Source organism: Nonomuraea sp. NPDC050022, from assembly GCF_044460705.1.
GTDB lineage: Bacteria > Actinomycetota > Actinomycetes > Streptosporangiales > Streptosporangiaceae > Nonomuraea.
In genome coordinates, this window is record NZ_JBITKE010000003.1 from 680,508 (window position 1) to 705,475 (window position 24,968).

Below are 24,968 nucleotides of genomic sequence, written 5' to 3' on the forward strand. Positions count from 1 at the left end.
ACCGCATGGCCGGGCCGACGTCAGGCGGACTCGCGCTCCCGGAGTCGCTGGCTGACCACCTGGGTGACGCCGTCGCCGCGCATCGACACGCCGTAGAGGGCGTCGGCGATCTCCATCGTCCGCTTGTTGTGGGTGATGACGATCAGCTGGGAGCTCTGCCGCAGCTCCTCGAAGAGCCGCAGCAGCCGCTGCGTGTTGGTGTCGTCGAGGGCCGCCTCCACCTCGTCCATCACGTAGAACGGGGAGGGCCGCGCCTTGAAGATGGAGATCAGGAACGCCACCGCGGTCAGCGACCGCTCCCCACCCGACAGCAGCGACAGCCGCTTGACCTTCTTGCCGGGCGGCCGGGCCTCGACCTCGATGCCGGTGGTCAGCATGTCACCGGGCTCGGTCAGCACCAGGCGGCCGTCGCCACCGGGGAACACCCGGGTGAAGATCTGCTCGAACTCCCGCGCCACGTCCTCGTAGGCGGAGGAGAACATCTGCTCCACCCGGTCGTCGACCTCCTTGACCACCAGCAGCAGGTCGCGCCGGGTCTTCTTGAGGTCTTCGAGCTGCGAGTTGAGGAAGGCGTGCCGCTCCTCCAGCGCCGCGAACTCCTCCAGGGCCAGCGGGTTGACCTTGCCGAGCTGGTTCATCTGCTTCTCGGCGATCTTGGCCCGCTTCTCCTGCTCCTCGCGTACGTAGGGGACGGGCGGGTCGCCGGGGACCGGTGCCTCCGGGCCGTACTCGGAGATCAGCGACTCGGGCTCGACGCCGAACTCCTCCAGGGCGCGCTGCTGGAGCTGTTCGAGGCGGAGCCGCTGCTCGGTGCGGGCGACCGCGCTGCCGTGGACCCGGTTGACCAGCTTGTCGAGCTCCTGGCCCAGCTCGCGTACGTGCAGGCGGACCTGCTTGAGCTCGGCGTCGATCGCGACCCGGGCCAGGTCGGCCTCGTCGCGTTCGCGGGCGGCGAGCTGGATGGACGTCGCCAGGACCTTGAGCACCTGCTTGGCGCCGTTGCTCACGGCCTCGGCCACCGCGGCCTGCCGCCTACGCCTGGCCCGCTGGGCGGCGGCCTCGGCGCGTTCGTGGCGTTCGCGCTGGGCCGCCCTGATCAGGCCGTCGGCCCGGCCCTCGATGCCCTTGACCCGCTCCTCCGCGGTGCGGACCTGCAGCCGGGTCTCCATCTCGCGCTGCCTGGCGACCTGGCAGGTGGCGGCCAGCTCGTCGCGGACGTCGGTGGTCGGCTCGGTCTCCAGCTCCTGCGCGTATTCGGCCTCGGCCAGCCGGATCTCCAGCTCGGCCAGCTCCTCCAGCCCCTCGGCGCGGGACTCCTCAGCCGTCGTGACGCTCTTGGCGAGGCGCTGGGCCTCGGCGCGCGCGGCGTCGGCGGCGGCTTCGAGCTGGGCCAGCCGCTTGGCCGCCGCGGCGTTGCGCTGGTCGGCCTCCCGCTGCCTGGCTCTGACCTGGTCGAGCGCGCCCTGGGCGGCGTTGACCCCGGCCTGGGCGGTGCCCGCGGCGGTCTGCGCCTCGTTGACCTGGCTCTGGGCCGACTCCACGGCCAACTGCGCGGCCTGCTCGGCGGCGGCGGCCTCCTCCAGGGCGGCGGCGGTCTCCTCGGCCCTGCCCTCGGCCTCCTCCAGGTCCGCGACGGCGTCGTCGAGCGCCGCCCGCACCTGCAGCACCGAGGTGCCGCCCTCGGAGCCGCCGCTGGCCAGATGGGCGCCGACGAGGTCGCCGCCTCTGGTCACGGCCCGCAGCTCGGGATGGGCGGCCACGATCGCGCGGGCGGCCTCGAGGTCGTCCACGACGACGACGCCGGCCAGCACATGGTCGAGAGCGGGCCTGAGGTGTCCGGGCACCGTGACCAGCGCGGCGACCCAACGACTCCCATCAGGCGCGGCCGCGCGTACCTGGTCGGCGACCTGTCCGCCGGAGCCCGCAACGTGGACCTGATCGGCGGAGCCCGCCACCAGGAGGGTCGCCTGGCCCGCCTCCTTGACGCGGAGCAGTTCGAGGGCGCCGATCGCGGTCTCCACCGTCTTGACGGCGATCGCGTCGGCGATCGGCCCGAGCACGGCCGCGACCGCCGGCTCGGCGCCCGGCGTGACCTGCATCGACGCCGCCAGCGGGCCGAGCACCCCGGCCAGGTCGGTCTCAAGGAGGGCCGCACCGCCGTCGCCCTTGGCCAGGCCGAGCTCCAGCGCCTCGCAGCGGGCCCGGAGAGCCGCCACGGACCGCTGGGCCTCCTGGTCGGTGGCGCGGGCCGTGCCGATGCCCGATCGGGCGGACTGGAGAGCCGCTCGCGGCGCGTCGAGCGCGGACTTGGCCTGCTCGACCGCCGCGCGAGCCTCGTCGGCCGCCGCCTTGGCCTCGTCGACCAGCGACTGCGCGGTGACCAGCTCCGCGGCCAGCGCCGGGTCGACGGCGGGCTCCTCCAGCCGCCGCGCCTCCAGGTCCTCACGGGCTTGGCGCTCACGTCCGGCGGCCTCGGTCACGGCGCGGGTGAGGCGGCCGATCTCGTCTTCGGCGGCACGGGCCCTGCTGCGTACGGAATCGACCTGGCCGCGCAGTTTGGCCAGGCCCTCGCGCCGGTCGGCGGCGGCCCGTGAGGCCATCGCGAGCCGCTGCTCCTCCGCGCTCAGCTCGGCCTCGGACTCGGCGCGCCGCTGGACCGCCTCTTCCAGCAGGTCCTGGGCGTGCTCCAGCTCCGCGCGGAGGATCAGCTCGTGCTCGCGTACCTCGGCGGCCTCGCGTTCGAGCTCCTCCGGGTCGCGCCCGCGCCGCTCGATGGCGGCCGCGTCGAGCGCGTGCCGGTGCCGTTCGGCGGCCAGTTGTTCGAGGCCGGTGATGCGTTCGCGCAGGGAGGAGAGCCGGAAGTAGGTCTCCTGGGCGGCGCTCAGCCGGGGCTGGGCCTCGGCCTCGGCGCTCTCCAGGGCGGCCTCCCGCTGCTGACCCTCGGCCAGCTCGGACTCCACCCTGGTGCGCCGGGCCAGGATCGCCGCCTCGTCGGCCGCCTCGCGCTCCAGCGTCTCGCGTAGCACGCACACGTCGTCGGCCAGCAGGCGCAGCCGCGCGTCGCGCAGGTCCGCCTGGATGACGGCGGCCTTGCGGGCGATCTCCGCCTGGCGGCCGAGCGGCTTGAGCTGGCGGCGCAGCTCGGTGGCGAGGTCCTGGACGCGGGTGAGGTTGGCCTGCATGGCGTCGAGCTTGCGGAGCGCCTTCTCCTTGCGCTTGCGGTGCTTGAGTACGCCAGCGGCCTCTTCGATGAACGCGCGCCGATCTTCGGGACCCGCGTGGAGCACGGCGTCCAGCTGGCCCTGGCCGACGATGACGTGCATCTCACGGCCGATGCCCGAGTCGGACAGCAGCTCCTGGATGTCGAGCAGGCGGCAGGTGTCGCCGTTGATCGCGTATTCGCTCTGGCCCGACCTGAACATCAGGCGGCTGATCGTGACCTCGGTGTAGTCGATCGACAGCGCGCCGTCGGAGTTGTCGATGGTCAGCGTCACCTCGGCCCGGCCGAGCGGCGGCCTGGAGGAGGTGCCGGCGAAGATGACGTCCTCCATCTTGCCGCCGCGCAGCGACTTGGCGCTGTGCTCGCCCATGACCCAGGCCAGGGCGTCGACGACGTTGGACTTGCCGGAGCCGTTGGGGCCCACCACGCAGGTGATGCCGGGCTCGAAGCGCAGGGCGGTCGCGGAGGCGAACGACTTGAAGCCGCGCAGGGTGAGGGTCTTCAGGTGCAAGACCACGCCCCCTTCTCCGAGAAACCGAGCTTCCGCGAGATGACTTCGGAAAAGCCTACTGGTCTTCACTGCCCCATGAGGGCGGGTGCAGTCGAGGCCACGCCGGTCTGGTAAAGGAGGCGCCAAACTCTAGGGAATAAGCAAATAACAAGGGACGCCTCTTCGAGACGTCCCTGGGGTGTCGTGCGCTCCGGACACTCTTAGGTGAGTGCCGGCTCGCGCTCTTGCATACGGCTGAGCGCCTCGTCGCGGGTTTGCGCCGCAAGAGCGTCATTCGTGGCCTGGAGTCGGATGAGTTCTGCCTCCAAATCCCGGATCCGCTGTTGCAGACGGCGCATCTCCGAGACCATTCGAGGGTCAGGACCGCCGACGTGGCCGAGTAGAGCCTTCGCCATGGTAAAGGGTCCTCCACGCTGAGTGACCAGACTGGTTCGCGCACTTCTTATTCCGCGGGAGGGGTGCGCGTGGTACCTAACAAGAGTCGCACCGGCAGTGTGGGCGGTCAAGTCGAACGACCCGCATAGACCCACCCTCAGGCACTCCCGACATACAACTATACCCTATTTGGGCTGTTTAACGAAACCCCTTACCTCTCCACAAACCCACCCAAACTACCTCGGGCTTCGCTCCATCGTTCCACCACTCCATCGACTCTGCCCGGCGTGTCGCAACCTCTGAGCAGCTCCAGCAGCTTGACGCAGGACTCTTGTGTGCCTTCCGCCACTATCTCCACCCGGCCGTCGGTCGCATTCCTCGCCCAGCCCGTGAGTCCGAGCTCCAGAGCCCGAGCGCGCGTCCACCATCGGAAGCCCACTCCCTGCACTCGCCCCCGCACCCAGACCGTCAACCGCACCATGGGATCCCCCTTTTTCCTTTACGCAAGCCGAACCCAGGCCACCACACAGTCCGGAGGACTCGCTCAGCGAGGCTTGCGCTGGCAGGTCGGGCAGCTGTAGGACGAGCGGTTCATGAACGGGTCGCGCCTGATCGGGGTGCCGCACCGGGAGCAGGGCTGGTCGCGCCGGCCGTAGACCTCCAGGGAGCGCTCGAAGTAGCCGCTCTCCCCGTTGACGTTGACGTACAGGCTGTCGAAGGACGTCCCGCCCTGCAGGAGGGCGGCGCCCATGACCTGGCGGACCGCGGCCAGGAGCTCGGCGATCTTGGGGCGGGTGAGGGTCTGGGTGGGCCGGGCCCAGTGGAGTTTCGCCAGCCAGAGCGCCTCGTCGGCGTAGATGTTGCCGACTCCGCTGATCAAGGACTGGTCGAGCAGGGCCCGCTTGATCTCGGTCTTCTTCTTGCGCAGGTTCGTGGCGAAGGCGGCCTCGTCGAACGCCTTCTCGAACGGGTCGGGGGCTATGTGCGCGATCGGCGCGGGGATGCCCTCGACCAGGGGCGTGAGCATGACGTGGCCGAAGGTTCGCTGGTCCACGAAGCGGAGGTCGGAGCCGCCGTCGGCGAAGCTGAGGCGTACGCGTAGATGCTTCTCCAGCGGCGAGTCGGGCGGCACGATGAGCAGCTGGCCGCTCATGCCCAGGTGCACCAGGAGCGCCTCGTCGTCGCCCGAGAGCGGCAGCCACAGGTATTTGCCGCGGCGCTCCGCGGAGAGCACCGTACGGCCTCTCAGGCGCGCGCAGAACTCCTCGACGCCCGGCACGTGCCGCCTGGTGGCGCGGGGATGGAGCACCTCGGCTGAGGCGATCTCCCGGCCGGTGACCCATTCGGCGAGGCCGCGGCGGACGACCTCGACCTCCGGCAGCTCTGGCACCTAGCCCGCCGGCTGGCTCTCGCGCTGCTCGCGGCGGGCCCTGATGCGGGTCCACGCCGCCTCGGCCGCCTGCTGCTCGGCTTCCTTCTTGCTGCGACCGGTGCCCGCGCCGTAGGACTCCCCGCCCACCCGCACTTCGGCGGTGAACGACTTGGCGTGGTCGGGGCCGCTCTCCTCGACGTGGTATTCGGGCACGCCGAGCGCCTCTGAGGCGGTGAGCTCCTGCAGCGAGGTCTTCCAGTCGAGCCCGGCGCCCAGCGAGGCCGAGCGGACGATCAGCGGGTCGAACAGCAGGTGCACGACCCGGAACGCCTCGTCGAGGCCCTTGTCGACGTAGACGGCGCCGATCAGCGCCTCCAGCGTGTCGGCCAGGATCGAGGACTTGTCGCGGCCGCCGGTGCCCTCTTCGCCCCTGCCGAGCCGCAGGAACCGGCCCAGGCCGAGCGTGCGGGCCACATCGGCCAGGGCACGCATGTTGACCACCGCGGCCCGCAGCTTGGCCAGCTGCCCTTCGGGCAGGTCGGGATGGTTGCGGTAGAGGGTGTCGGTCACGACGAGGCCGAGCACCGAGTCGCCGAGGAACTCCAGGCGCTCGTTGGTGGGCAGGCCACCGTTCTCGTACGCGTAGGAGCGGTGGGTCAGCGCCCGCTCCAGGATGTCGGAGCCGAGGCCGACCAGCAGCACCCGCTCCAGCTCTTCTCGGGCGACCTCGACGGCCACCGGCTTAGGACCTGCGCCCACGTGCTTCCTCCTCGGACATCTTCACATGGCGCGACGGCTGCGGAAGATGCCCGAAAACGTGGTGGGCGTCGGGGGGACCAAACCCCGGCGTCCACCACGGCCGCGGGCGAACCGCCACCGCACGCGTCAGACGGTAACGCCGACCGGGGCACAATGGCACCCGGTCGGCAGTGCGTCAACCCTTCGAGCGGTCATGGTCCGCTCACCAGGCGGTGCGATCAGGCGGACGGCTCGATCACCTGGCGGCGGTTGTAGGTGCCGCAGGTGGGGCACGCGATGTGCGGCTGCTTCGGCGAACGGCACTGCGGGCAGCTCACCAGGGCGACAGCAGTCGTCTTCCACTGGGAGCGACGGGCGCGGGTGTTGCTCCGCGACATCTTTCGCTTCGGGACGGCCACGTCACTTCTCCTGATCGTTATCGTTCTCGGTAACCAGACCTTGCAACGACGCCCAGCGAGCGTCGATCTTCTCGTGCCGGTGATCGTCGCCGGCCTCGGCCAGCTTGACCCCGCATTCCGTGCAGAGACCCGCGCAGTCTTCACCGCAGACGGGGCTCAGCGGCAGTGCGAGCACCGCCGCGTCGCGGAACGTCGGCTCGAGGTCGAGCAGCTCGCCGTCGAGCAGTGAATCCTCCTCCGAGGCGTCCTCGTCGGAGTAGAAGAACAGCTCCTGCAGGTCGACCTCGATCTCCGAGGTGACCGGGTCGAGGCACCGCGCGCACTCCCCGGCGAGCGGGGACTGCGCCGTGCCCGAGACGAGCACGCCTTCCATCACTGCTTCGAGCCGGAGATCCAGCTCGACTTCGGCGTCCTTGGGGACACCGATCATGTCGACGCCGAGATCCACCGGTGCCGGGAGGGACAGGGTCATCCGCTTCATCGAGCCCGGTCGCCTACCCAGGTCGTGAGTGGAGATCACCCAAGGGGAGCGGGGGTCGAGGTGCTGAGTCATCTGCTCTCGCTAGGCATGGCGAAATGTCGCCGTCGTACAAGGCCGAAATCAAAGGATAGCAGGTCGGTGTCAGCTCCTGAGCCGCTCGATGAGGAGCTCGTGCACCAGGTCAGGCACCAGTCCGGACACGTCACCACCGTATCGGGCGATCTCCTTGACCCTGCTGGAGGACAGGAAGGAGTATTCGGGGTTGGTCGGCATGAACAGCGTCTCGACCCCCGACAACCGGTAGTTGAGCTGTGCCATCTGCAGCTCGTAGTCGAAGTCGCTGACCACCCTGATCCCCTTGACGATCGCGGGGATGTCGTTCTGCTTGCAGAAGTCTACGAGCAGGCCATGGAATTTCTGCACCTTGACGTTCGCGTACTCCTTGGTCACGGTGTGCAGGACCTCGATCCGCTCGTCGACCGTGAACAGGCCGCTCTTCTCGAGGTTGATGAGCACTGCCACGGTCACCTCGTCGTACAGCCGGGCAGCCCGGCCGATGATGTCGAGGTGGCCGTTGGTGATGGGGTCGAATGACCCCGGGCAGACAACGCGGCGCAAAACGCCTCCCCAGGTCTACGGGTTCCCGGCGGCGCGACCGTACCAAACGGATGCTTCGCCGTAGCGACGGACCCTCTCCTCTGCGTAGCCTTCGGGCCACACCAGGGCTTTTCCCCTGCTTTCCCGCTCGAACGCCACCAAAGCCCCATCCGTCAGCCAGCCGTTGTCACGCAGCGACTCCAGCACGCGTGTGACCTCGTCGTCGGTGACGGCATAGGGCGGATCCGCGAAAACTATGTCGTAACCCTCCTCCTCAGGCTTGGCCAGGAACCGCTCGACCTTGTCGGCCACCACCCGCGCCCCGTCGAGCGCCAGCGCCTCGACGTTCGCCTTGATCGTGCGGACGGCCCTCGGGTCGGACTCGACGAGCACCGCGTGGGCCGCCCCCCGGGACAGCGCCTCCAGCCCGACGGCCCCCGAACCCGCGTACAGATCGATCACCCGGGCGCCCGCCAGCCCGTGCAGCGAGTCGAGGGTCAAGAAGATCCCTTCTCGCGCCCTGTCACTGGTCGGTCTCGTCCCGCGCCCCGGCGGCACGGCCAGCCGCCTGCCACCCGCGCTCCCCGCGATGATCCGAGTCATGAGGGCCATTGTTCCGCATGTCGGCGCAGGTCAAGAGTGGACAAGTGTCGGCCTCGAGTACGCAAGGGTGATTCCCATCGCGGGGAGGGTCTCGCATGATGGGTCCTGCGGCCTTCAAGGTGACCCAGTTGGAGGCCGACCGGCGTGATCGTGAGCCCTTCCGCACGCCGGTTCCCTCGGCACCTGACCCGAGGGTGGGCCCAGCCGGGGACGGCATTCGGGGGGAGGCCGTCCCCGCGGCTGGGAACTGTATCAAGATCAAGGGCTTTTTCTTTTTTTACGGCACGGCCGGGCTGGCCGCCACCCGCCGCACATGGCTGAGGGCCTCCAGGAAAACGGCCGCTGAACCCGCACATGGCCGGGCGCCGTTACGTGCGATCCTTACTCGATTCCGTGGCATCTCATGCCCGGGGGCTGCATGGGACCCACAGGGATGCCCAGGGATCAGCTCTTCTCCAAGTACCGGGATCAGGTCTTCTCCAAGTACTCGGCCCGTTCGTCCGCCAGCAGGCGGTCTATCTCCGCGCGCAGGGCCTCGTTGGACTTCAGCTCCGGGTCGGCGGTCAGCAGGGCCGCGGCTTCGTCTCTGGCCGCCTCTATGACGTCCTCGTCGCGGAGGAGCTGGAGCAGCTTCAAGGACGAGCGTTTGCCCGACTGGGCCGCGCCCAGGACGTCGCCTTCGCGGCGTTGTTCGAGGTCCACGCGGGACAGCTCGAAGCCGTCGAGGGTCGCCGCCACGGCCGACAGGCGGGCTCGGGCGGGGGTGCCCTCGGGGAAGTCCGAGATCAGGAGGCAGAGGCCGGGCAGGCCGCCCCGGCCGACCCGGCCGCGGAGCTGGTGGAGCTGGGAGACGCCGAAACGGTCGGCGTCCATGATGATCATGACTGATGAGTTGGGCACGTCCACGCCGACCTCGATGACCGTGGTGGCGACGAGGACGTCGAGCTCGCCACGGGTGAACGCGCGCATGATCGCGTCCTTCTCCTCCGGCGGGAGCTTGCCGTGCAGGACGCCCAGCCGGAGGTCGCGGAAGGGGCCGCCGGAGAGCAGCTCGGCCACGTCGAGGACGGCCAGCGGCGGACGCCGCTCCTCGTCGGACGGCGGCGCCTGCAGATCCCCCTCGTCGCCCTCCAGGTCGCCGATGCGCGGGCAGACGATGTAGGCCTGCCTGCCGAGGGCGACCTCCTCGCGGACTCGCTCCCAGGTGCGCTCCAGGAAGTGCGGCTTCTCAGCGGCGGGCACGACGTGGGTGGTGATCGGCGCGCGGCCCGACGGTAGCTGCGACAGCGTCGAGACCTCCAGGTCACCGAAGACCGTCATGGCGACCGTACGCGGGATCGGGGTGGCGGTCATGACCAGCACGTGCGGACGGCCGCCGCCGCCGGCCTTCTCGCGCAGCGCGTCACGCTGCTCCACGCCGAACCGGTGCTGCTCGTCGACCACGACCAGCCCCAGATCCGCGAACTGGACGTGCTCCTGGAGCAGGGCGTGCGTGCCCACGACGATGCCCGCGGTGCCGGAGGCGGCGTCGAGCAGCGCGGACCTGCGCGCGGCGGCGCCCATGGAGCCGGTGAGCAGCGTGACGGCCGTGCCGCCGAACATGCCGCCCTGCGCGAGGTCGCCCAGCATGCCGCTGATCGAGCGGTGATGCTGCTGGGCCAGCACCTCGGTGGGCGCCAGCAGCACCGCCTGACCGCCCGCGTCGACCACCTGCAGCATCGCGCGCAGCGCCACCACGGTCTTGCCCGCGCCCACCTCGCCCTGCAGCAGCCGGTGCATGGGGTGCTCCAGCGCCAGGTCGGCCGCGATCTCCTCGCCGACGAGCGCCTGCCCCTCGGTGAGCGAGAACGGCAGCCGCCCGTCGAAGTCGGCCAGCAGGCCGTCGGCACGCCGGGGCCGGGACCTGGCGGGCCACGCGGTCGCCGCCTGCCTGCGCTGCAGCAGCACGGCCTGCAGGACGAACGCCTCGTCGAACTTCAGCCGCTCACGCGCCCGCCGCATGTCGGCGAAGTCCTTCGGCCGGTGGATGGACTCCAGCGCCTCGGCCAGCCCTTCCAGCCCACGCCGGTCCCGCAGCTCGGCGGGCAGCGGATCATCGAGGGGCCCCAGCGTGTCGAGCACCACGCCGATCGCCCGCCTGATCGCCCACGGCGTCAGGTCCTTGCCCGCCGGATAGATCGGGACGGGCGCCGCCGCGAAGTCCTCGGCGCTCGCCTCACCCTCCTCGAACAGCTCGAACTCCGGGTGCGACAGCTGCCACCGCGGCGTGGCCCTGGACCCGAACATGCCCACCTTCCCGGCGAACATCCCCCGCCGCCCCGGCTTGAGCCGCGACTCGGCCACATGGGAGCCCTTGCCGAAGAACGACAGGTAGATCTTGTTGCGCCCGCCGTCGACGACCTCGACCTCCAGCCAGGTGCCGCCGCGGTTGCGCATGGGCTTGCGCATCAGCCTCGTGACCTCGCCCACCACGGTGACGTGCTCGTCGACCTCCAGCGCGTCGAGCGAGGTCAGCTCTCCGCGCTCGGCGTAGCGGCGCGGGTAGTGGCGCAGCAGGTCGCCGACCGTCTCCAGGCCGAGCACGCTGTGCAGCAGCTTGGCGGTCTTGGGGTCGAGCGCTTTCGTCAGGGGCTCGTCGAAACGGCTCACGGGACTATGTTCTACCGCCTGCGGCCGACAGGAATCATTCGACACCGATGAGCAGTGGATAACCGCCCTGCTCACCGTCGTAGACGACCAGGTCCACGTCGGGCCTGATGACCCTGAGGTGGGCTTCGACGTGGGCGGCCAGGCGTACCGGCGCGTCGGCCCCCGCGACCAGGGTGACCAGTTCGCCGCCGCCCCCCACCATCCGGTCCACGACGAGCGTGGCCACCTCCTCCAGCGTGCCGCCGATCACCGACACGTCGCCGTCGATCAGCCCGAGAACGTCGCCGGGACGGCACACGCCCGCGCTCGTCACCGCCTCGCGGTCGGCCACCACCAGGTGCCCGTGGCGCGTGTGCCCGGCCGCGTCGGTCATGGCCACCACGTCGTCGTCGAAGCGGCGCAGCGGATCGTGCACGGCCAGCGCCGCCAGACCCTGCACGGTGGCCCTGGTGGGCACCACACTGACCACGACGCCGTCCTCACGGGCGATCTCGGCCGCCGCGGTCGCCACCGCCCCGGCGCCCTCGTCGTTCGGCAGTACCGCCACCTCGCCGCCCGCCTCCCGGATGGCGGCCAGCATCGCGGGCAGCGTGGGCCGCGTACCGGGGGCGCGGCGTACCACCACCGCGCCGCACTCCTCGAACAGCGCCGCGATCCCGTCGCCCGCCGCGACCGCCACCACCCCCCGGCCCGCGCCCCCAGCCGTTCCGGATCGGTGCGTACGCTCGGCCAGGTAGGTGATCCTGATCCGGTACGGCCGCCCCGCGCGCAGCGCCGCCTCGACCGCGGGACCCGCCTCGCCGACATGGACGTGGACGTTCCACAGGCCCTCGCCACCGACCACGACGAGCGAGTCGCCCATCGCGTCGAGCTCCTCGCGCAGCTTGGCCACCGCGGCGTCGTCGGCGTCGAGCAGGTACATCACCTCATAGCCGGCCCCCACCTCGGTCATCGGCGAGATCCGCGAGGTCGGCGCGGGCACGTCGTAGCGGTCGCTGTGGGAGCCGGTGATCACCCGTTCGAGCGACTCCAGGATGATCGCCAGCCCGGCGCCGCCGGCGTCCACGACCCCGCTGCGCGCCAGCACGTCCAGCTGCTCGGGCGTACGCCGCAACGCCGCCCGCGCCGCCCCGGCCGCCCGCCGCGCGACCGCCGCGAGATCACCCACCACTTCCCGAACGGCCGCTTCCTGGCCGGGCACCTCGTGAGCGCGCGCCTCCCGGCCGGGCACCTCGTGGACGCGCACCTCCTGGACGGGCATCTCCTGTACGGCCTTTGCCGCCGCCTCCAGCACGCTCAGCACAGTGCCCTCGACCGGCCTGGCCACGGCCTCCCTGGCCAAGGTGGCGGCCCGCAGCAGCCCGGCGCGTAAGTCGGCGCCGTCCTTCAGCACCTCCGCGAGCCCGCGCAGCGCCTGGCTGACGATGACCCCCGAGTTGCCCCTGGCGCCGATCAGCGCGCCGTAAGAGAGCGTCTGCCACATCACCGCGGCGTCCACGTCGTCGGGCAGCGCCTCGACGGCCTCGGCCGCGGAGAGCACGGTCAGGTGCAGGTTGGTGCCGGTGTCGCCGTCCGCGACCGGGAACACGTTGAGCGCGTCGATCTCCGCCCTGGCGCCGCCCAGAGCGTCGGCGGCCAGGCGGGCCCAGCGGCGTACCGCGGGCGGGTCGAGAACCTCCATCTGCGCGTTTCGACCTCCCCGCATGCGCTACCGTTAATGCAGGAGGATATCTCCGCATTTGAGCCCGTCTAGTGCTCGTGGTTCGCGCCCAGTGGCGCGGATCGGATATCCTCGTGTGGCTGGCCGGTTGTCCCGGCATGCCCTTCGCCCGGAAAGCATCACGCGGACAGGGCTACATCGACTGTTTTAAGGAGCGATACCGTGGCTTCCGTCTGCGATGTCTGCCGCAAGGGGCCGACCTTCGGCAACAACGTGTCCCACTCGCACCGCCGCACCCGCCGTCGCTGGAACCCCAACATCCAGACGGTCCGCGCGGTCATCGGCGGCACGCCGAAGAAGCTCAACGTGTGCACCTCGTGCATCAAGGCCGGCAAGGTCACCCGCTAGCCGGTTCCGACTTTCGCCAAAGCCCGCCTGCTCGACACCGAGCGGCGGGCTTTCGCCGTGTCCGGGGTGACTCGACGTCGGGGGTCCCCCGATATCAGAGGGTGACTCGACGTCCAGGGGTTCTCCCGGCTCCACCGCAGGGACCCCGACCACAACGGACCGTCTACTTCCGCACCCCCGCAGGGGGCATCCCACCCAAAGACCCCAGCCACAGCCGGGGGACGGCTCGGCGTCTGGGGGCGGCTGAGCGTCCGGGGGTCTCCCGCCAGCGAGGACAGCCGGGCGTCCGGGGGTCTCCCGCCAGCGAGGACGGCCGGGCGTCCAGCGGTCTCCCGACGGCAAGGGTAGCCAGGCGTCAGGGGTGTGGCCCCGGCGTCCGGGGTGGCCTCAGCGTCCGGAATGCCCCGACAGCGGGGGGTGACTCAGCGCCCCCGGGGTGGCTCGGGTCAGCGCCAGCGCCAGGCGTGGTCGACCGGGCCGATGCCGTCCCCGAGCGGGAAGCCCTTGGCGATGGCGCCCGTCACGTACTCCTTCGCCTTGCCCACCGCCGTCGGCACGTCGTCCCCCAGCGCGAGGTGGGAGGCGATGGCCGAGGCGAGCGTGCAGCCTGTGCCGTGCGTGTGCCGGTTGTCCAGGCGCGGCGCGGAGAAGCGATATTCGCTCGTCCCGTCCGTGAGCAGGTCCACGGGCTCGCCGGGCAGGTGGCCGCCCTTGATCAGGGCCCAGGCGGGACCCAGCTCCAGGATGGCGTCGGCCGCGCGGCGCAGGCCGTCCTCGTCCTCGACCTTGACCGAGGTGAGCTGCTCGACCTCCCACAGGTTGGGCGTGACGACGGTGGCGACCGGCAGCAGCCGCGTCTTGACCGTCTCCACGGCCTCGGGCGCCAGCAGCGGGTCGCCGTGCTTCGACACGCCGACCGGATCGACCACCACCGGCGCCGAGTACGCGCCGAGCGCCGCCGCCACGACCTCGACCAGTCCGGGTGAGGCCAGCATGCCGGTCTTGACCGACCGCGCCCCGATGTCGCCGAGCACCGAGTCGAGCTGCGCCCGTACGGCCTCGGGCGGCAGCTCCCAGTAGCCCTGGACGCCGAGCGAGTTCTGCGCGGTGACCGCGGCGATGACGCTCATGCCGTGGACGCCCAAGGCGAGCATGGTCTTGAGGTCGGCCTGAATACCCGCCCCGCCGCCGGAATCGGACCCGGCGACGGTCAGCACGCATGGAGGGGTCGTAACCGTCATATCCCCATCCAACCATCCCCCGCCGGGATGGCCGGCTAGCCAACGGCCCGTCCTCGGTCGTAGGGCCGATTAGCCAACGGCCCCTCCCCCGCCGGGATGGGCGATTAGCCAACGGCCCGTTCACAGTCGGAGGGCCGGTTAGCTGACGGCCGTCCCCGGTGGGAGGGCCGATTAACTGACGGTCCCTCCCCCATTGGCATGGCTGGTTAGCTGACGGCGCAGTCCCCGCCCACCAGGCCGCAGTTCGCCGGCGCGGCGCCCCGGCCCGTGGCCGAGATCGTCAGCTGGGCGGTGCCGCCCTCGGCGAGCGACTCGGTCAGGTCGATGATCAGCTGATCCCCGTCCTGCGTCCACCCGGCGCCCTTCACGTCCAGCACCCGGCCGCGGATCGGCAGGGAGACCGTGAGCGACGGCAGCGCCGCCAGGGAGGAGTTGACGACGTCCAGGTGCGCGGTGTAGCCGACCAGCCCTTGGTTGGTCACGTCGAAGTTCAGGCTCACCGACTGACCGCCCGCGGCCTGGGGCGGGTCGGTGGGTACGGGGGCCGTCGTGACAGTGCCGGGCGGGATGTCGGGGTTGTTGACCGTCGTGGCCTCTTCGGTCGGCTCCTCCGTGAGGCTCTCCGTCGGGGTCGGGTCGACCGGCTCCTTCGTGGGTTTGACCGGTGTCTTCGTCTTCGTCTTGGTCGGCGTCGGTGTCGGGGAGGCGCTACGGCGCGGCGTGTGCACGTCGGCCGTGGCCGACGGCTTCGGGGTGTCGGCGGCCTTGGTCTCCTCCTTGGTCGGCTCCTCGGAGGGCTCCTCGGTGGGCTCCTCATCCGCCGGGGACTCGCTGGGCTTCGCACCCGGCTGGTTGGTCACCTGTACGGCGGCGCAGGTGGCGCCGGCGCACTTGGCCGGGTCGTTCGAGGAGCTCATCATCTTGACGCCGGCGACGGTGCCGCCGAGTACGACCGCCACGGCGGCGACGGAGAGCAGCGCCACCTTGCCCCGCCCGCCACCGGGAGGCGCGGCGAGCACGTCGGGGTCGGTGGGTGGCTTCTTGCGGCCACGGCGGCGGCGCGGCTCCGGCTCGTCGATCGGCTCGTCCGACGACCAGCCCGAGCCGAGGAAGCCGTTGTCGGCGCTGTCCGCCCAGGCGGGCGTGGGCGCGTCGACCATGGTCGGCGCGCCGTACACCTTGACGTCGCCCGGCTGGGGCGGCTCGTTCGACGGCGGCCCGAACACCTCGGTGGAACCGAAGACCTGGGTGGCGCCGAAGGGCTCGTTGAAGTCACGTGTCTCGTTCGAGCCGGGCTCGCCGTCGGGTCCCGATGGCCGGCCGGGGGTGTCCCATTCCGGGCGGGTGAAGGCGCCCGTCGTCTCGAACGGCCCCTCAGGGCGGTCGGACTGTCCGGCACCGCCCGCCGGCGGCTGCTGCGACTGGTTGAACCCACCTTCGGGGGGCATGATGAACGCCCCCGTGGTCTCGGAAGGCCCTTCTGGGAACGCCCCAGAGCCCTCAGGGCGCCCCTGGGGCCGCGTGCCTGATCCTTCGGGACGCATGAAGGCGATGACCGAAGCCCCTTCGGGCCGGGTCAAGCCGTCGGCGGGTCCTTCCGGGTGAGGGAAGCCGCCCGAGGGCCCTTCGGGGCGAGTGAAGCCGCCTGGGGGCCCTTCCGGATGGGTGAAGCCGCGCGGGGGCCCTTCGGGGCCATTGAAGCCGCCTGCGGGCCCTTCCGGGCGGGTGAAACCGCCCGTGGGTCCTTCTGGGCGGCTGAACATGCTCGGGGGCTCGGAGGACGACTCCGGGGGCCGGCCGGCGGCCTTCGACCGCGGCGGCGCCGCGAACGCGCCCGTCGTCTCGAACGGGTCAGGCCGTACGCCGGGAGCAGGGCCGGTCGGGGCCGGTCCGCCTTCCCGTTTCGGCATCGGCGCCCACTGGCCCGTCACCTCCACCTGGTCGGGCGGCGAGGGCCAGCCGGGTGGCTCGGCTCCTGGCTCGTCCGGGCCCCAGAAGGCGCTCTTGGCGGTCGGATCCGGGACGGCGGCCCACCTCGCGGCGGGGTCGGTGGTGAACCTGGGGTCCTCCTGCGAATCGTCGGAGTCCTCGTTCCCCCATTCATCCTCGTCGTCGGATCCACCCGTGCCGTGGCGGCCCATATGGCTGCCCTTTCTGCAGGTTACAGTGGCCGCCAATCTTCATAACACCTTTACTACGGCTTTGTCCCAGTAATCCCGGTAGTCACACCCCAAATCCGCCAAACCTTACACAAATCGCGGCGGCTTGTCACGCAAAGTGATCCCATCCGGCGTGACCAATTTCACGCCCTCGGACGTGAACTCCCTGACCTGCCACTACGTCCCCCACGATCCGCCACGGAGGCGGCAGCGCCACTCCGGCGGGGAACACCGCCGCGAGCGCGTGATCCTCGCCGCCCGACAGCACCCAGTCCAGCGGATCGGCCCCAAGCCGCTCGGCCACCGCCGCCACCGGCTCCCCCACGACGAACGCGGCCGGGTCCAGCTCGACGCGTACGCCACTGGCCGCCGCGATGTGCCCTAGGTCCTGAAGCAGCCCGTCGCTCACGTCGAGCATCGCGCTCGCCCCCAGCTCCGCTGCCTCGGGCCCCGAGGAGTACGGCGGACACGGCCGCCGATGCGCGGCCACCGCCTCCCAGAGCGCCTCCCGGCCCGACTCCGGAGCGCTCGGCGGCCAGCCGGATTCCAGCAGTGCCAACCCTGCGGCGGCGTACCCAAGGCGGCCGGCCACCGCCACCACCTGCCCGGGGCGCGCGCCCGACCGGGTCACCGGCGCTCGGCCGCCCAGATCGCCCAGCGCCGTCACCCCGATGACGACCAGGTCGCCGCGCGCGATGTCGCCGCCCACGACGCTCGCCCCCACGATCGCGCACTCGTCGCGGAACCCGTCGGCGAGCGCGTCGAGCCACTCCACCGGCAGGTCCGCGGGCATCCCCAGGCCGACCACGATGGAGGTCGGCACGGCCCCCATCGCGGCCACGTCGGCAAGATTCTGAGCCGCGGCTTTGCGCCCCACGTCATAGCCGCTGGACCAATCGCGGCGAAAGTGCCTACCCTCGAGTAGCAGGTCCGTAGACACCACGACGCGCCCGTCGGGCGCCCTTACCATTGCGGCGTCGTCGCCCGGCCCGAGGAGAACCGTCGCACCTTGCGGCAAACGCCCGGAAATACGAGACACCGCTCCGAATTCGCCGAGATCTCCGACTGTGATGACGCACCTCCTGACGCACACAGGGTACGGTGGCCCTTCGGCGTGATCGAATCGCCCGGGAGGACGTAATGGTGCAGGCCTACATCCTTATTCAGACCGAGGTCGGCAAGGCCGCGAGCGTGGCCCGCGAGATTTCCGGCATTCCCGGAGTCACTCAGGCGGAGGACGTCACCGGCCCCTACGACGTGATCGTGCGCGCGGAGGCCAACAACGTCGACGAACTGGGCAAGCTGGTGGTCGCCCAGATTCAGGCCGTGGAGGGCATCACACGTACTCTGACGTGCCCGATCGTCCATATTTGAGGTAAATCTAGTTCATGCGCCGCACCACTGTCCTGCTCGCCCTGTTGATCCTCGCGGGGTGCGGCGGTGCCGTTCGCGTGGAGCCGCCCAAGCCTCAGGGGGAGGCGGCGGCGGCCTGCGAGAGCCTGGCCGGGCGGCTGCCCAAGACGCTTGACGGCGCCCCACGCGGCGAGTCCACGCCCGCGTCCCCGTACGTCACGGTCTGGGGGGAGGCGGAGATCGCGCTCCGCTGCGGTGTGCCGCGCCCGGCGCGGATGTCCCCGACCGACACGTTGCAGGAGATCGACGGCGTGGGCTGGTTCGCCGACCCCGACAAGCCGACCCTGTACACCGCGATCGAGGACCCCGCCTACGTCGAGGTCACGATCGCGGGCACCCACGTCGCCCCCTCGGTCCTCGCGGACCTCTCGGGACCGATCAGCCAGGCGTCGGCTTCCAAGAAACCGACCCAGTAGTCAGTCAGCGCAGCCCAGAAGGCCGACAGCGCAGCCCCAAGTGAACGCGGTGGTCAGCGCAGCCCCAAGTGAACGCGGTGGTCAGCGCAGCCCGGGTGAACGGTGCAGGGCGAGCTGGATGAGCCGGTCGACCAGCGCCGGGTACGACAGCCCCGAGGCGGCCCACAGCTGCGGCGCCACCGACAACGAGGTGAACCCGGGCATGGTGTTGATCTCGTTGAAGACCAGCTTCCCCTCGGGCGTGTAGAAGAAGTCGACCCGCGACAGCCCCTCGCAGTCGAGCGCCTCGAACGCGCGCACGGCCATCTCCCGCAGCTCCTCGGCCACCGCCTCCGGGAGGTCGGCGGGCACGGTGAGCGACATCTGGTCGGGGTAGTACTTGGCCTCGAAGTCGAAGAACTCCTGACCGCCCTGGACCTTGACCTCACCCGGCGTCGAGGCGATCGCCGGCTCGTCGCCGAGTGACTCGAGCACCGCGCACTCGATCTCGCGCCCCTCGATGGCGGCCTCGATGAGCACCTTGGGATCGTGCTCGCGGGCGACCTCGACGGCCCGCTCCAGCGAGGCCCGGTCGTGCGCCTTGGAGATGCCCTGCGACGACCCGGCCCTGGCGGGCTTGACGAACACCGGCCAGCCGAGCTCCTCGGCCTCCTTCAGCACCCGCTCCCGGTAGAGCCGCCAGTCACGCTCGCGCACCACCACATGGCGTCCGATCGGCAGTCCGGCGGCGGCCATGACCGTCTTCATGTGGGCCTTGTCCATGCCCACCGCGCTGGCCAGCACGCCGGAGCCGACGTAACGCACACCGGCCATCTCCAGCAGGCCCTGGATCGTGCCGTCCTCGGCGAACGGGCCGTGCATGACGGGGAAGACCACGTCGACGCCGCCCAGCTCGACGGGGATGCTGCCCGGGTCGTAGGCCACCAGCGAGGCGCTGCCGGACGGCAACGCCAGGGCCGCGCCCGTGGTGTCGACGGCGGGCAGTTCGCCCGCCTCGATGGCGAACCGCTGGTCCGACGCGGCCAGCACCCACCTGCCGTCCTGGGCGATCCCGATGGGGATCACCTCGTACTTGCTCCTGTCGATCGCCTCCAGGACACTGCCAGCTCCCATCAGGGACACGGCGTGCTCGGAATTGCGACCTCCGAAAACGACGGCGACGCGTGGCTTGCTCATGAGGTCCGAATCTACCGGCGCGTACGCCGCACAGCGAGTCAAGCGCGCGGATGACGTCGTCATACGCACGCCGGACCACAAATCAGGCAAGCGGATGACGTCGTCATACGCCGTAACGCTCGGGCTTGGGCGAGCGGGACATGAGCAGCATTCCGGCCTCGCTCGGCGACATGCCGTCGTGCACCACGCCGACCACGACCTCGGTGATCGGCATCTCCACGTCGTGCTTCCTGGCCAGCTCCAGCACGGACTCGCAGGACTTGACGCCCTCGGCGGTCTGCCTGGTGGCGGCGATGACCTCGGCGAGCGTCATGCCGCGGCCCAGGTTCTCGCCGAACGTACGGTTGCGCGACAGCGGCGAGGTGCAGGTCGCCACCAGGTCGCCCATCCCGGCCAGACCGGCGAACGTGTGCGGGTCGGCCCCGAGCGCCGCGCCCAGCCGGGAGATCTCGGCCAGCCCCCTGGTCATCAGCATGGCGCCGACGTTGTCGCCCATCCCCATGCCCGAGGCCACGCCGACGGCCAGCGCGATCACGTTCTTGACCGCTCCGCCGAGCTCGACGCCGACCACGTCGGTGTTGGTGTAGGGGCGGAACCACGGCGGCAGATGGCAGACCGCCTGCAGGCGCGCGGCGACCCCCTCGTCCACGCAGGCCACGACCGTGGCGGCGGGCTGGCGCTGGGCGATCTCCTTGGCCAGGTTGGGGCCCGAGACGACGGCGACCCGGTCCTCGTGCACCCCCGCCACCTCGCGGATGACCTCGCTCATCCGCTTGGTCGTGCCGAGCTCGATGCCCTTCATCAGGCTGACCAGGACCGCGTCACGCGGGATGTGCTCACGCCAGGCGGCCAGGTTGGGCCGCAGAGACTGCGACGGCACGGCGAGCACCACGAAGTCGGCGCCGTCGAGCGCTTCGGCCGGGTCCGTCGTCGCGCGCAACGACGGGGGCAGCGCCACGCCGGGCAGGTAGTCGAGGTTGGCGTGGCTGCGCTCGATCCCCGCGACCAGCTCCGGCCGGCGGCCCCACAGCACGGTGTGGTTGCCCGCCTCGGCCAGGATCATCGCGAACGTGGTGCCCCACGATCCGGTGCCGAACACCGCGACCTTCGTCATACCGTCACCGCCCGGCCGGGTCGTAGGGGGCCGCGGGTGCCTGCTGCCCGCGCAGCGCGGCGAGCTGCTCGGTGATCGCCATCACGATGTCGTGGGTGGCCGCGCGCAGCACGTCGGCCTCCGGCTCCTGCCCCGCGTACGCCGACAGGTCGACCGGCGGCCCCACCATCACGCGGAACGTCTTGCGCGGGAACAGCCTCGGCCGTTTCTCCCCATAGGGCAGCAGCTCGTGCGCGCCCCAGTGGGCCACCGGGATCACCGGCGCGCCGCTCTCCAGCGCCAGCCTGGCCGCGCCCGTCTTGCCGACCATCGGCCACAGGTCGGGATCCCGGGTGCAGGTGCCCTCGGGGTAGAAGAGGATCGCGGCGCCGTCCTTCAGCCGTGCCGCCGACTCGTGCAGCGACTTGGCCGCCTCGTTGCTGCCTCGCTCGACGGGGATGGCCCGCAGGGAGCGGACGGCGTTGCCCAGGAACGGCACCTTGAACAGCGTGGCCTTGGCCAGGATGACCGGCCACCGCCCGTTGTTGTAGAGGAAGTGCGCCAGCAGCACGGGGTCGGTCCAGGAGAGGTGGTTCGTCGCGATGATGATGCCGCCTGTACGAGGAATGCACTCGCCCTTGCGCCAGTCCTTCTTGATCAGGAGCCATGACAGTGGTTTCACGATCACTACGGCCAGGGTCTCCCAGAAACGCGATGGGCGCGTGGGGCGGCTCATGATCTCCTCCTACGGTCTGCGCCCCAAGTCTCCCGGTTGGCCGCATGGGATGTCGAGGCGCGATGCTTAACCCTATGAGCATCCGCTGGTCACTGGTCATTCCGGTGAAGACGCTGGTCGCGGCCAAGACTCGGCTGGCGGCCGCCACGGGTCCGCACCGCACCCGGCTGGCCGTCGCCGTCGCCTGCGACACCGTCGCGGCGGCGCTCTCCTGCCCGCTGGTGGCCCGGGTAATCGTGGTGACCGCCGACCCGGCCGCCGCCGGGCCGCTGACCGCCCTGGGGGCCGAGGTGGTGCACGACCCGGACCGCGGCCTGAACACCGCCCTGCGCACGGGCGCGGCGCACGCCGTACGCGTCGCTCCCGGTGACGGGATCGGTGCCCTGCAGGCGGACCTGCCCGCCCTGCGCCCGGCGGAGCTGGCCACCGCGCTGGCCCGCGCGGCGGAGTTCGACCAGTCCTTCGTGCCCGACGCGCTCGACGTCGGCACCACCTTCTACGGGGTACGGCCGGGCCGCCCGTTCACGCCGCGCTTCGGCGGGGAGTCGCGGGCCAAGCACCTGGCGGGCGGCGCCAAGGAGCTGTGTACGGAGGACATCGACTCGGTCAGGCGCGACGTGGACACTCCCGACGACCTGCGGGCCGCCATCGCCCTGGGGCTGGGACGGCACACCGCGGCGGTCGTCGCCGAACTGTGGCCGCCTTCGTGACGCGGCGGGCTTTGGCCGCCTTCGTAAGCCGCCGGGGTCTCGCTGGGCGCGGACCCACCGTTTACGCTGGGCCGCATGCAGGCGACGGTACGCAGTTTCGATCCGGTGACGCGTTCCGGCTCGGTCTTCCTCGACGACGGGACCGTGCTGGAGTTCGGCACGCCCGCCTTCGACGCGGGGCCGCTGCGGCTCCTGCGCTCGGGGCAGCGGGTCCGCCTGGCGATGACGGGTGACGAGATCACCTACATAACGCTGTCGACCTTTCCGCTCCCCTGATTCCCCGGGAATCCAGGAATCCCCGGGATGCCAGAGACCCCAGAGATAAGGAAACGCCCGGCCCCCTGACAGGGGACCGGGCGTCCGGCTACCTCTGGTGATTACTTCTTCTTCGAGAGCTTCTTGCCGCCGACGTTCACGAGTTCCTTGAAGTCCGAACCCGGACGGAACTTGGGCCCCCAGCTCTCCGGGACCGCGATTTCGGCACCCGTAGACGGGTTACGGGCGCTCCTGGCCCCCTTGTGGACCATCTCGAACGCGCCGAAGCCGGTGATCGAGACCTTGTCTCCGCTGGCGACCGCCTTCTGGATGGCGTCGATGATCGCGTTCACGGCCTCCGTGGCCGTCCTCCTGTCGCCCACCCGGTCTGCGATGGCGTCGACGAGTTCCCGCTTGTTCATAAAGGTCTGCTCCCCCAGTTACGGCTCGGGGTTCCAGCTCATGAGTTCTCGGTAGAAACCCCTTACGCGCTCGAAAGTAGGCGGGATCGCGGGGGAACTCAATCACCGAGCGTGTTTTCGGGTGCGCGTGGCGTGTCGAAATCGCTGTCGAGTGTGGCGAGAAACGCTTCGAGGCGGGCCGCCGCCCTTTCCGGATCACGCTTGGCCAGATCGCAGATCGCGACATATCGGCGGCCCAGCCGTTCCTTCTCGGCGGCGGGCAGCATGCGGACGCGGCGGTGCGCTTCGCGCAGCCGCCGCGCCAGTTCGTCGTCTTCTAGACGGTCGTCGGCAGCCATGGCTGCCGACCATTCTCGTACGTCGCCACATCGTCGGCATGACGCAGGGTCAGTCCGATGTCGTCGAGGCCCTCCATGAGGCGCCAGCGGGTGTAGTCGTCGATCTCGAAACCGACGCTCTCCCCGGCCCAGCGGACCTGGCGCTCCACGAGGTCGACGGTCACCTCCAGCCCCGGGTCGGCCTCGACGGCCGCCTGGAGCGCCTCGACCTTGTCGCCCGGCAGGACGACCGGGAGCAGGCCCATCTTGGTGGAGTTGTTGCGGAAGATGTCGCCGAAGCGGGCGGCGATCACGGCGCGGAAGCCGTACTGCTGCAAGGCCCACACGGCGTGCTCACGCGAGGAGCCGGTGCCGAAGTCGGGACCCGAGACGAGGACCGAGGCGCCCTCGTAGGACGGGTCGTTGAGCACGAACGTCGGGTCCTCGCGCCAGGCGGCGAACAGGCCCTTCTCGAACCCGGTCCGGCTGACCTGCTTGAGCCAGACGGCCGGGATGATCTGGTCGGTGTCGACGTTGCTGCGGCGCAGCGGCACCGCCGTACCGGTGTGGGTGGTGAAGGCGTCCATCAGAAGGCTCTCCTAAGCGAGGTCGGCGGGGGCGGTCAGGCGGCCGGTGACGGCGGTCGCGGCGGCGACCTGCGGCGACACCAGATGGGTGCGGCCACCCTTGCCCTGACGGCCCTCGAAGTTGCGGTTGGAGGTGGAGGCGCTGCGCTCGCCCGGCTGGAGCGTGTCGGGGTTCATGCCGAGGCACATTGAGCAGCCCGCCTCGCGCCATTCGGCGCCGGCGGCCTTGAACACCTCGTGCAGGCCCTCCTGCTCGGCCTGGAGCTTGACCAGCATCGAGCCGGGCACGATCAGCGTGCGGGTGGTGACCTGGCGGCCGCGCAGGATCTCGGCGGCGGCGCGCAGGTCCTCGATACGGCCGTTGGTGCACGAACCGACGAAGACCGTGTCGACCTGGATCTCGCGCAGCGGTGTGCCGGCCGTGAGGCCCATGTACTCCAGCGCCCGCTCGGCCGCCGAGCGCGCGATCGGGTCGGCGAAGTCCGCGGGGCTGGGCACGGACGCGTCCAGCGGCAGGCCCTGGCCCGGGTTAGTGCCCCAGGTGACGTACGGGGTGAGCGTCGAGGCGTCGATCTCGACCACCTTGTCGAACACGGCGTCGTCGTCGGTGCGCAGCGACTTCCAGTATTCGACGGCCTGGTCCCACGCCTCGCCGGTCGGCGCGTGCTGACGGCCCTTGAGGTAGTCGAAGGTGGTCTCGTCGGGCGCGATCAGGCCCGCGCGGGCACCGGCCTCGATCGACATGTTGCAGACCGTCATGCGGCCCTCCATGGAGAGCTTGCGTACGGCCTCACCACGGTATTCGACGATGTAGCCCTGGCCGCCGCCGGTGCCGATCTTGGCGATGATGGCCAGGATCAAGTCCTTGGCCGTGACGCCGACGGGCAGCTCGCCCGAGACCTCGATGGCCATCGTCTTCGGCCGGTAGGCCGGCAGCGTCTGGGTGGCCAGCACGTGCTCGACCTCGGAGGTGCCGATTCCGAACGCGATGCCGCCGAACGCGCCGTGCGTGGAGGTGTGGGAGTCACCGCAGACGATCGTCATGCCCGGCTGGGTCAGGCCGAACTGCGGGCCGATGATGTGCACCACGCCCTGACCCGCGTCACCCATAGGATGCAGCCGGATGCCGAACTCGGCGGCGTTCTTGCGCAGCGTCTCGACCTGCGTCTTGGACACCGGGTCGGCGATCGGGCCGAGCACGGTCGGCACGTTGTGGTCTTCGGTGGCGATGGTGAGCTCAGGCCTGCGCACGGTCCGCCCGGCGAGACGGAGACCGTCGAACGCCTGCGGGCTGGTCACCTCGTGGATGAGGTGCAGGTCGATGTAGAGGAGGTCGGGTTCGCCGTCGGCGCGGCGCACGACATGCTGCTCCCAGACCTTCTCCGCCAATGTGCGGGCCATGATCTCCTC

At 70.7% G+C, this 24,968-nt stretch carries 26 protein-coding genes; 5 read left to right on the forward strand and 21 right to left on the reverse strand.

The features are described from left to right. Positions 1–20: 20 nt before the first annotated feature. The 11 genes from smc to ACIBO2_RS14625 form a co-directional block, all read right to left on the reverse strand. The gene (gene smc / locus ACIBO2_RS14575) at positions 21–3,731 is read right to left on the reverse strand and encodes a chromosome segregation protein SMC (RefSeq protein WP_397297660.1); all 3,711 of its coding nucleotides are present in this window, start codon (positions 3,729–3,731) and stop codon (positions 21–23) included. 200 nt (positions 3,732–3,931) lie between these two features. Then, positions 3,932–4,126: a hypothetical protein gene (locus tag ACIBO2_RS14580; protein ID WP_090938435.1), complete on the reverse strand. Its 195-nt coding sequence runs from the start codon at positions 4,124–4,126 to the stop codon at positions 3,932–3,934. Between the two features lie 191 nt (positions 4,127–4,317). Then, a complete protein-coding gene (locus tag ACIBO2_RS14585) occupies positions 4,318–4,587 on the reverse strand; it encodes an acylphosphatase (protein ID WP_358539607.1) in 270 nt (89 codons plus the stop codon). 63 nt (positions 4,588–4,650) lie between these two features. Then, the gene (gene mutM, locus ACIBO2_RS14590; RefSeq protein ID WP_397297318.1) at positions 4,651–5,496 is read right to left on the reverse strand and encodes a bifunctional DNA-formamidopyrimidine glycosylase/DNA-(apurinic or apyrimidinic site) lyase; all 846 of its coding nucleotides are present in this window, start codon (positions 5,494–5,496) and stop codon (positions 4,651–4,653) included. After that, complete coding sequence (gene rnc / locus ACIBO2_RS14595; RefSeq protein ID WP_357950763.1) at positions 5,497–6,216, reverse strand: ribonuclease III; 720 nt, start codon at positions 6,214–6,216, stop codon at positions 5,497–5,499. 239 nt (positions 6,217–6,455) lie between these two features. Beyond that, on the reverse strand, positions 6,456–6,635 hold the full coding sequence (gene rpmF / locus ACIBO2_RS14600) for a 50S ribosomal protein L32 (RefSeq protein ID WP_033409409.1): 180 nt from the start codon (positions 6,633–6,635) through the stop codon (positions 6,456–6,458). A gap of 1 nt (position 6,636) precedes the next feature. Next, positions 6,637–7,083: a YceD family protein gene (locus tag ACIBO2_RS14605; RefSeq protein ID WP_358539605.1), complete on the reverse strand. Its 447-nt coding sequence runs from the start codon at positions 7,081–7,083 to the stop codon at positions 6,637–6,639. 174 nt (positions 7,084–7,257) lie between these two features. Then, a complete protein-coding gene (gene coaD, locus ACIBO2_RS14610; protein ID WP_219530151.1) occupies positions 7,258–7,734 on the reverse strand; it encodes a pantetheine-phosphate adenylyltransferase in 477 nt (158 codons plus the stop codon). Between the two features lie 15 nt (positions 7,735–7,749). Beyond that, entirely contained in the window at positions 7,750–8,316 is a 567-nt protein-coding gene (gene rsmD, locus ACIBO2_RS14615) for a 16S rRNA (guanine(966)-N(2))-methyltransferase RsmD (protein ID WP_358539602.1), read from the reverse strand. Positions 8,317–8,784: 468 nt separating this feature from the next. Next, complete coding sequence (gene recG, locus ACIBO2_RS14620) at positions 8,785–10,965, reverse strand: ATP-dependent DNA helicase RecG (protein ID WP_397297321.1); 2,181 nt, start codon at positions 10,963–10,965, stop codon at positions 8,785–8,787. 34 nt (positions 10,966–10,999) lie between these two features. Then, complete coding sequence (locus ACIBO2_RS14625; protein WP_397297323.1) at positions 11,000–12,670, reverse strand: DAK2 domain-containing protein; 1,671 nt, start codon at positions 12,668–12,670, stop codon at positions 11,000–11,002. A gap of 177 nt (positions 12,671–12,847) precedes the next feature. Here ACIBO2_RS14625 and rpmB point away from each other — a divergent pair, with 177 nt between their 5' ends. Then, complete coding sequence (gene rpmB / locus ACIBO2_RS14630) at positions 12,848–13,033, forward strand: 50S ribosomal protein L28 (protein WP_049556934.1); 186 nt, start codon at positions 12,848–12,850, stop codon at positions 13,031–13,033. 446 nt (positions 13,034–13,479) lie between these two features. Here rpmB and thiD read toward each other — a convergent pair whose 3' ends face one another. The 3 genes from thiD to ACIBO2_RS14645 all read right to left on the reverse strand — a co-directional run bounded on the left by thiD (position 13,480) and on the right by ACIBO2_RS14645 (position 17,472). Further along, positions 13,480–14,274 carry a bifunctional hydroxymethylpyrimidine kinase/phosphomethylpyrimidine kinase gene (gene thiD, locus ACIBO2_RS14635; RefSeq protein WP_358178398.1) on the reverse strand — a complete coding sequence of 265 codons (795 nt, stop codon included), beginning with the start codon at positions 14,272–14,274 and terminating at the stop codon, positions 13,480–13,482. Between the two features lie 206 nt (positions 14,275–14,480). After that, positions 14,481–16,415, reverse strand: a complete 1,935-nt coding sequence (locus tag ACIBO2_RS14640; protein WP_397297326.1) for a hypothetical protein — start codon at positions 16,413–16,415, stop codon at positions 14,481–14,483. A 127-nt stretch (positions 16,416–16,542) separates the two neighbouring features. Beyond that, positions 16,543–17,472: a thiamine-phosphate kinase gene (locus ACIBO2_RS14645; RefSeq protein ID WP_397297328.1), complete on the reverse strand. Its 930-nt coding sequence runs from the start codon at positions 17,470–17,472 to the stop codon at positions 16,543–16,545. Between the two features lie 101 nt (positions 17,473–17,573). Between ACIBO2_RS14645 and ACIBO2_RS14650 the strand changes: the two genes are divergently transcribed. Beyond that, positions 17,574–17,807, forward strand: coding sequence for an Lrp/AsnC family transcriptional regulator (locus ACIBO2_RS14650; RefSeq protein WP_225291979.1), 234 nt, complete (start codon positions 17,574–17,576; stop codon positions 17,805–17,807). 14 nt (positions 17,808–17,821) lie between these two features. Then, positions 17,822–18,262, forward strand: coding sequence for a DUF3515 domain-containing protein (locus tag ACIBO2_RS14655; RefSeq protein WP_358539590.1), 441 nt, complete (start codon positions 17,822–17,824; stop codon positions 18,260–18,262). An 81-nt stretch (positions 18,263–18,343) separates the two neighbouring features. On the opposite strand, the gene ACIBO2_RS14660 is transcribed toward ACIBO2_RS14655, so the two are convergent. From ACIBO2_RS14660 to ACIBO2_RS14670, 3 genes are all read right to left on the reverse strand, one after another. Beyond that, positions 18,344–19,438 (reverse strand): D-alanine--D-alanine ligase family protein, encoded by a 1,095-nt coding sequence (locus ACIBO2_RS14660; protein ID WP_225291981.1) that lies wholly within the window; start codon positions 19,436–19,438, stop codon positions 18,344–18,346. A 103-nt stretch (positions 19,439–19,541) separates the two neighbouring features. Then, positions 19,542–20,552 carry an NAD(P)H-dependent glycerol-3-phosphate dehydrogenase gene (locus tag ACIBO2_RS14665; protein WP_357950423.1) on the reverse strand — a complete coding sequence of 337 codons (1,011 nt, stop codon included), beginning with the start codon at positions 20,550–20,552 and terminating at the stop codon, positions 19,542–19,544. Positions 20,553–20,556: 4 nt separating this feature from the next. Next, the gene (locus ACIBO2_RS14670) at positions 20,557–21,267 is read right to left on the reverse strand and encodes a lysophospholipid acyltransferase family protein (protein ID WP_358539583.1); all 711 of its coding nucleotides are present in this window, start codon (positions 21,265–21,267) and stop codon (positions 20,557–20,559) included. 74 nt (positions 21,268–21,341) lie between these two features. Between ACIBO2_RS14670 and cofC the strand changes: the two genes are divergently transcribed. Then, a complete protein-coding gene (gene cofC, locus ACIBO2_RS14675) occupies positions 21,342–21,977 on the forward strand; it encodes a 2-phospho-L-lactate guanylyltransferase (RefSeq protein WP_358539581.1) in 636 nt (211 codons plus the stop codon). Between the two features lie 75 nt (positions 21,978–22,052). Further along, complete coding sequence (locus tag ACIBO2_RS14680; RefSeq protein WP_357643721.1) at positions 22,053–22,253, forward strand: hypothetical protein; 201 nt, start codon at positions 22,053–22,055, stop codon at positions 22,251–22,253. Positions 22,254–22,354: 101 nt separating this feature from the next. On the opposite strand, the gene ACIBO2_RS14685 is transcribed toward ACIBO2_RS14680, so the two are convergent. From ACIBO2_RS14685 to leuC, 4 genes are all read right to left on the reverse strand, one after another. Next, positions 22,355–22,654, reverse strand: coding sequence for an HU family DNA-binding protein (locus tag ACIBO2_RS14685; RefSeq protein ID WP_225291986.1), 300 nt, complete (start codon positions 22,652–22,654; stop codon positions 22,355–22,357). A gap of 98 nt (positions 22,655–22,752) precedes the next feature. Continuing rightward, positions 22,753–22,992, reverse strand: coding sequence for a hypothetical protein (locus tag ACIBO2_RS14690; RefSeq protein ID WP_358539578.1), 240 nt, complete (start codon positions 22,990–22,992; stop codon positions 22,753–22,755). Beyond that, a complete protein-coding gene (gene leuD / locus ACIBO2_RS14695) occupies positions 22,971–23,558 on the reverse strand; it encodes a 3-isopropylmalate dehydratase small subunit (RefSeq protein WP_358539574.1) in 588 nt (195 codons plus the stop codon). Before leuD ends, ACIBO2_RS14690 begins: the two co-directional genes overlap by 22 nt. A gap of 12 nt (positions 23,559–23,570) precedes the next feature. After that, the gene (leuC, locus tag ACIBO2_RS14700; RefSeq protein WP_358539571.1) at positions 23,571–24,959 is read right to left on the reverse strand and encodes a 3-isopropylmalate dehydratase large subunit; all 1,389 of its coding nucleotides are present in this window, start codon (positions 24,957–24,959) and stop codon (positions 23,571–23,573) included. Positions 24,960–24,968: the final 9 nt, after the last annotated feature.

What these genes read in the sequence shown, in the direction of transcription:
- ACIBO2_RS14625 (WP_397297323.1), bottom strand. Translation starts at nt 12,670, where the DNA reads ATGCGGGGAGGTCGAAACGCGCAGATGGAGGTTCTCGACCCGCCCGCG.
- thiD (WP_358178398.1), bottom strand. Translation starts at nt 14,274, where the DNA reads ATGACGGTTACGACCCCTCCATGCGTGCTGACCGTCGCCGGGTCCGAT.
- ACIBO2_RS14640 (WP_397297326.1), bottom strand. Translation starts at nt 16,415, where the DNA reads ATGGGCCGCCACGGCACGGGTGGATCCGACGACGAGGATGAATGGGGG.
- ACIBO2_RS14670 (WP_358539583.1), bottom strand. Translation starts at nt 21,267, where the DNA reads ATGAGCCGCCCCACGCGCCCATCGCGTTTCTGGGAGACCCTGGCCGTA.
- ACIBO2_RS14685 (WP_225291986.1), bottom strand. Translation starts at nt 22,654, where the DNA reads ATGAACAAGCGGGAACTCGTCGACGCCATCGCAGACCGGGTGGGCGAC.
- ACIBO2_RS14580 (WP_090938435.1), bottom strand. Translation starts at nt 4,126, where the DNA reads ATGGCGAAGGCTCTACTCGGCCACGTCGGCGGTCCTGACCCTCGAATG.
- ACIBO2_RS14660 (WP_225291981.1), bottom strand. Translation starts at nt 19,438, where the DNA reads ATGAGCAAGCCACGCGTCGCCGTCGTTTTCGGAGGTCGCAATTCCGAG.
- ACIBO2_RS14680 (WP_357643721.1), top strand. Translation starts at nt 22,053, where the DNA reads ATGCAGGCGACGGTACGCAGTTTCGATCCGGTGACGCGTTCCGGCTCG.
- rsmD (WP_358539602.1), bottom strand. Translation starts at nt 8,316, where the DNA reads ATGACTCGGATCATCGCGGGGAGCGCGGGTGGCAGGCGGCTGGCCGTG.
- leuC (WP_358539571.1), bottom strand. Translation starts at nt 24,959, where the DNA reads ATGGCCCGCACATTGGCGGAGAAGGTCTGGGAGCAGCATGTCGTGCGC.
- leuD (WP_358539574.1), bottom strand. Translation starts at nt 23,558, where the DNA reads ATGGACGCCTTCACCACCCACACCGGTACGGCGGTGCCGCTGCGCCGC.
- cofC (WP_358539581.1), top strand. Translation starts at nt 21,342, where the DNA reads ATGAGCATCCGCTGGTCACTGGTCATTCCGGTGAAGACGCTGGTCGCG.
- ACIBO2_RS14690 (WP_358539578.1), bottom strand. Translation starts at nt 22,992, where the DNA reads ATGGCTGCCGACGACCGTCTAGAAGACGACGAACTGGCGCGGCGGCTG.
- ACIBO2_RS14585 (WP_358539607.1), bottom strand. Translation starts at nt 4,587, where the DNA reads ATGGTGCGGTTGACGGTCTGGGTGCGGGGGCGAGTGCAGGGAGTGGGC.
- ACIBO2_RS14665 (WP_357950423.1), bottom strand. Translation starts at nt 20,552, where the DNA reads ATGACGAAGGTCGCGGTGTTCGGCACCGGATCGTGGGGCACCACGTTC.
- ACIBO2_RS14655 (WP_358539590.1), top strand. Translation starts at nt 17,822, where the DNA reads ATGCGCCGCACCACTGTCCTGCTCGCCCTGTTGATCCTCGCGGGGTGC.
- ACIBO2_RS14650 (WP_225291979.1), top strand. Translation starts at nt 17,574, where the DNA reads ATGGTGCAGGCCTACATCCTTATTCAGACCGAGGTCGGCAAGGCCGCG.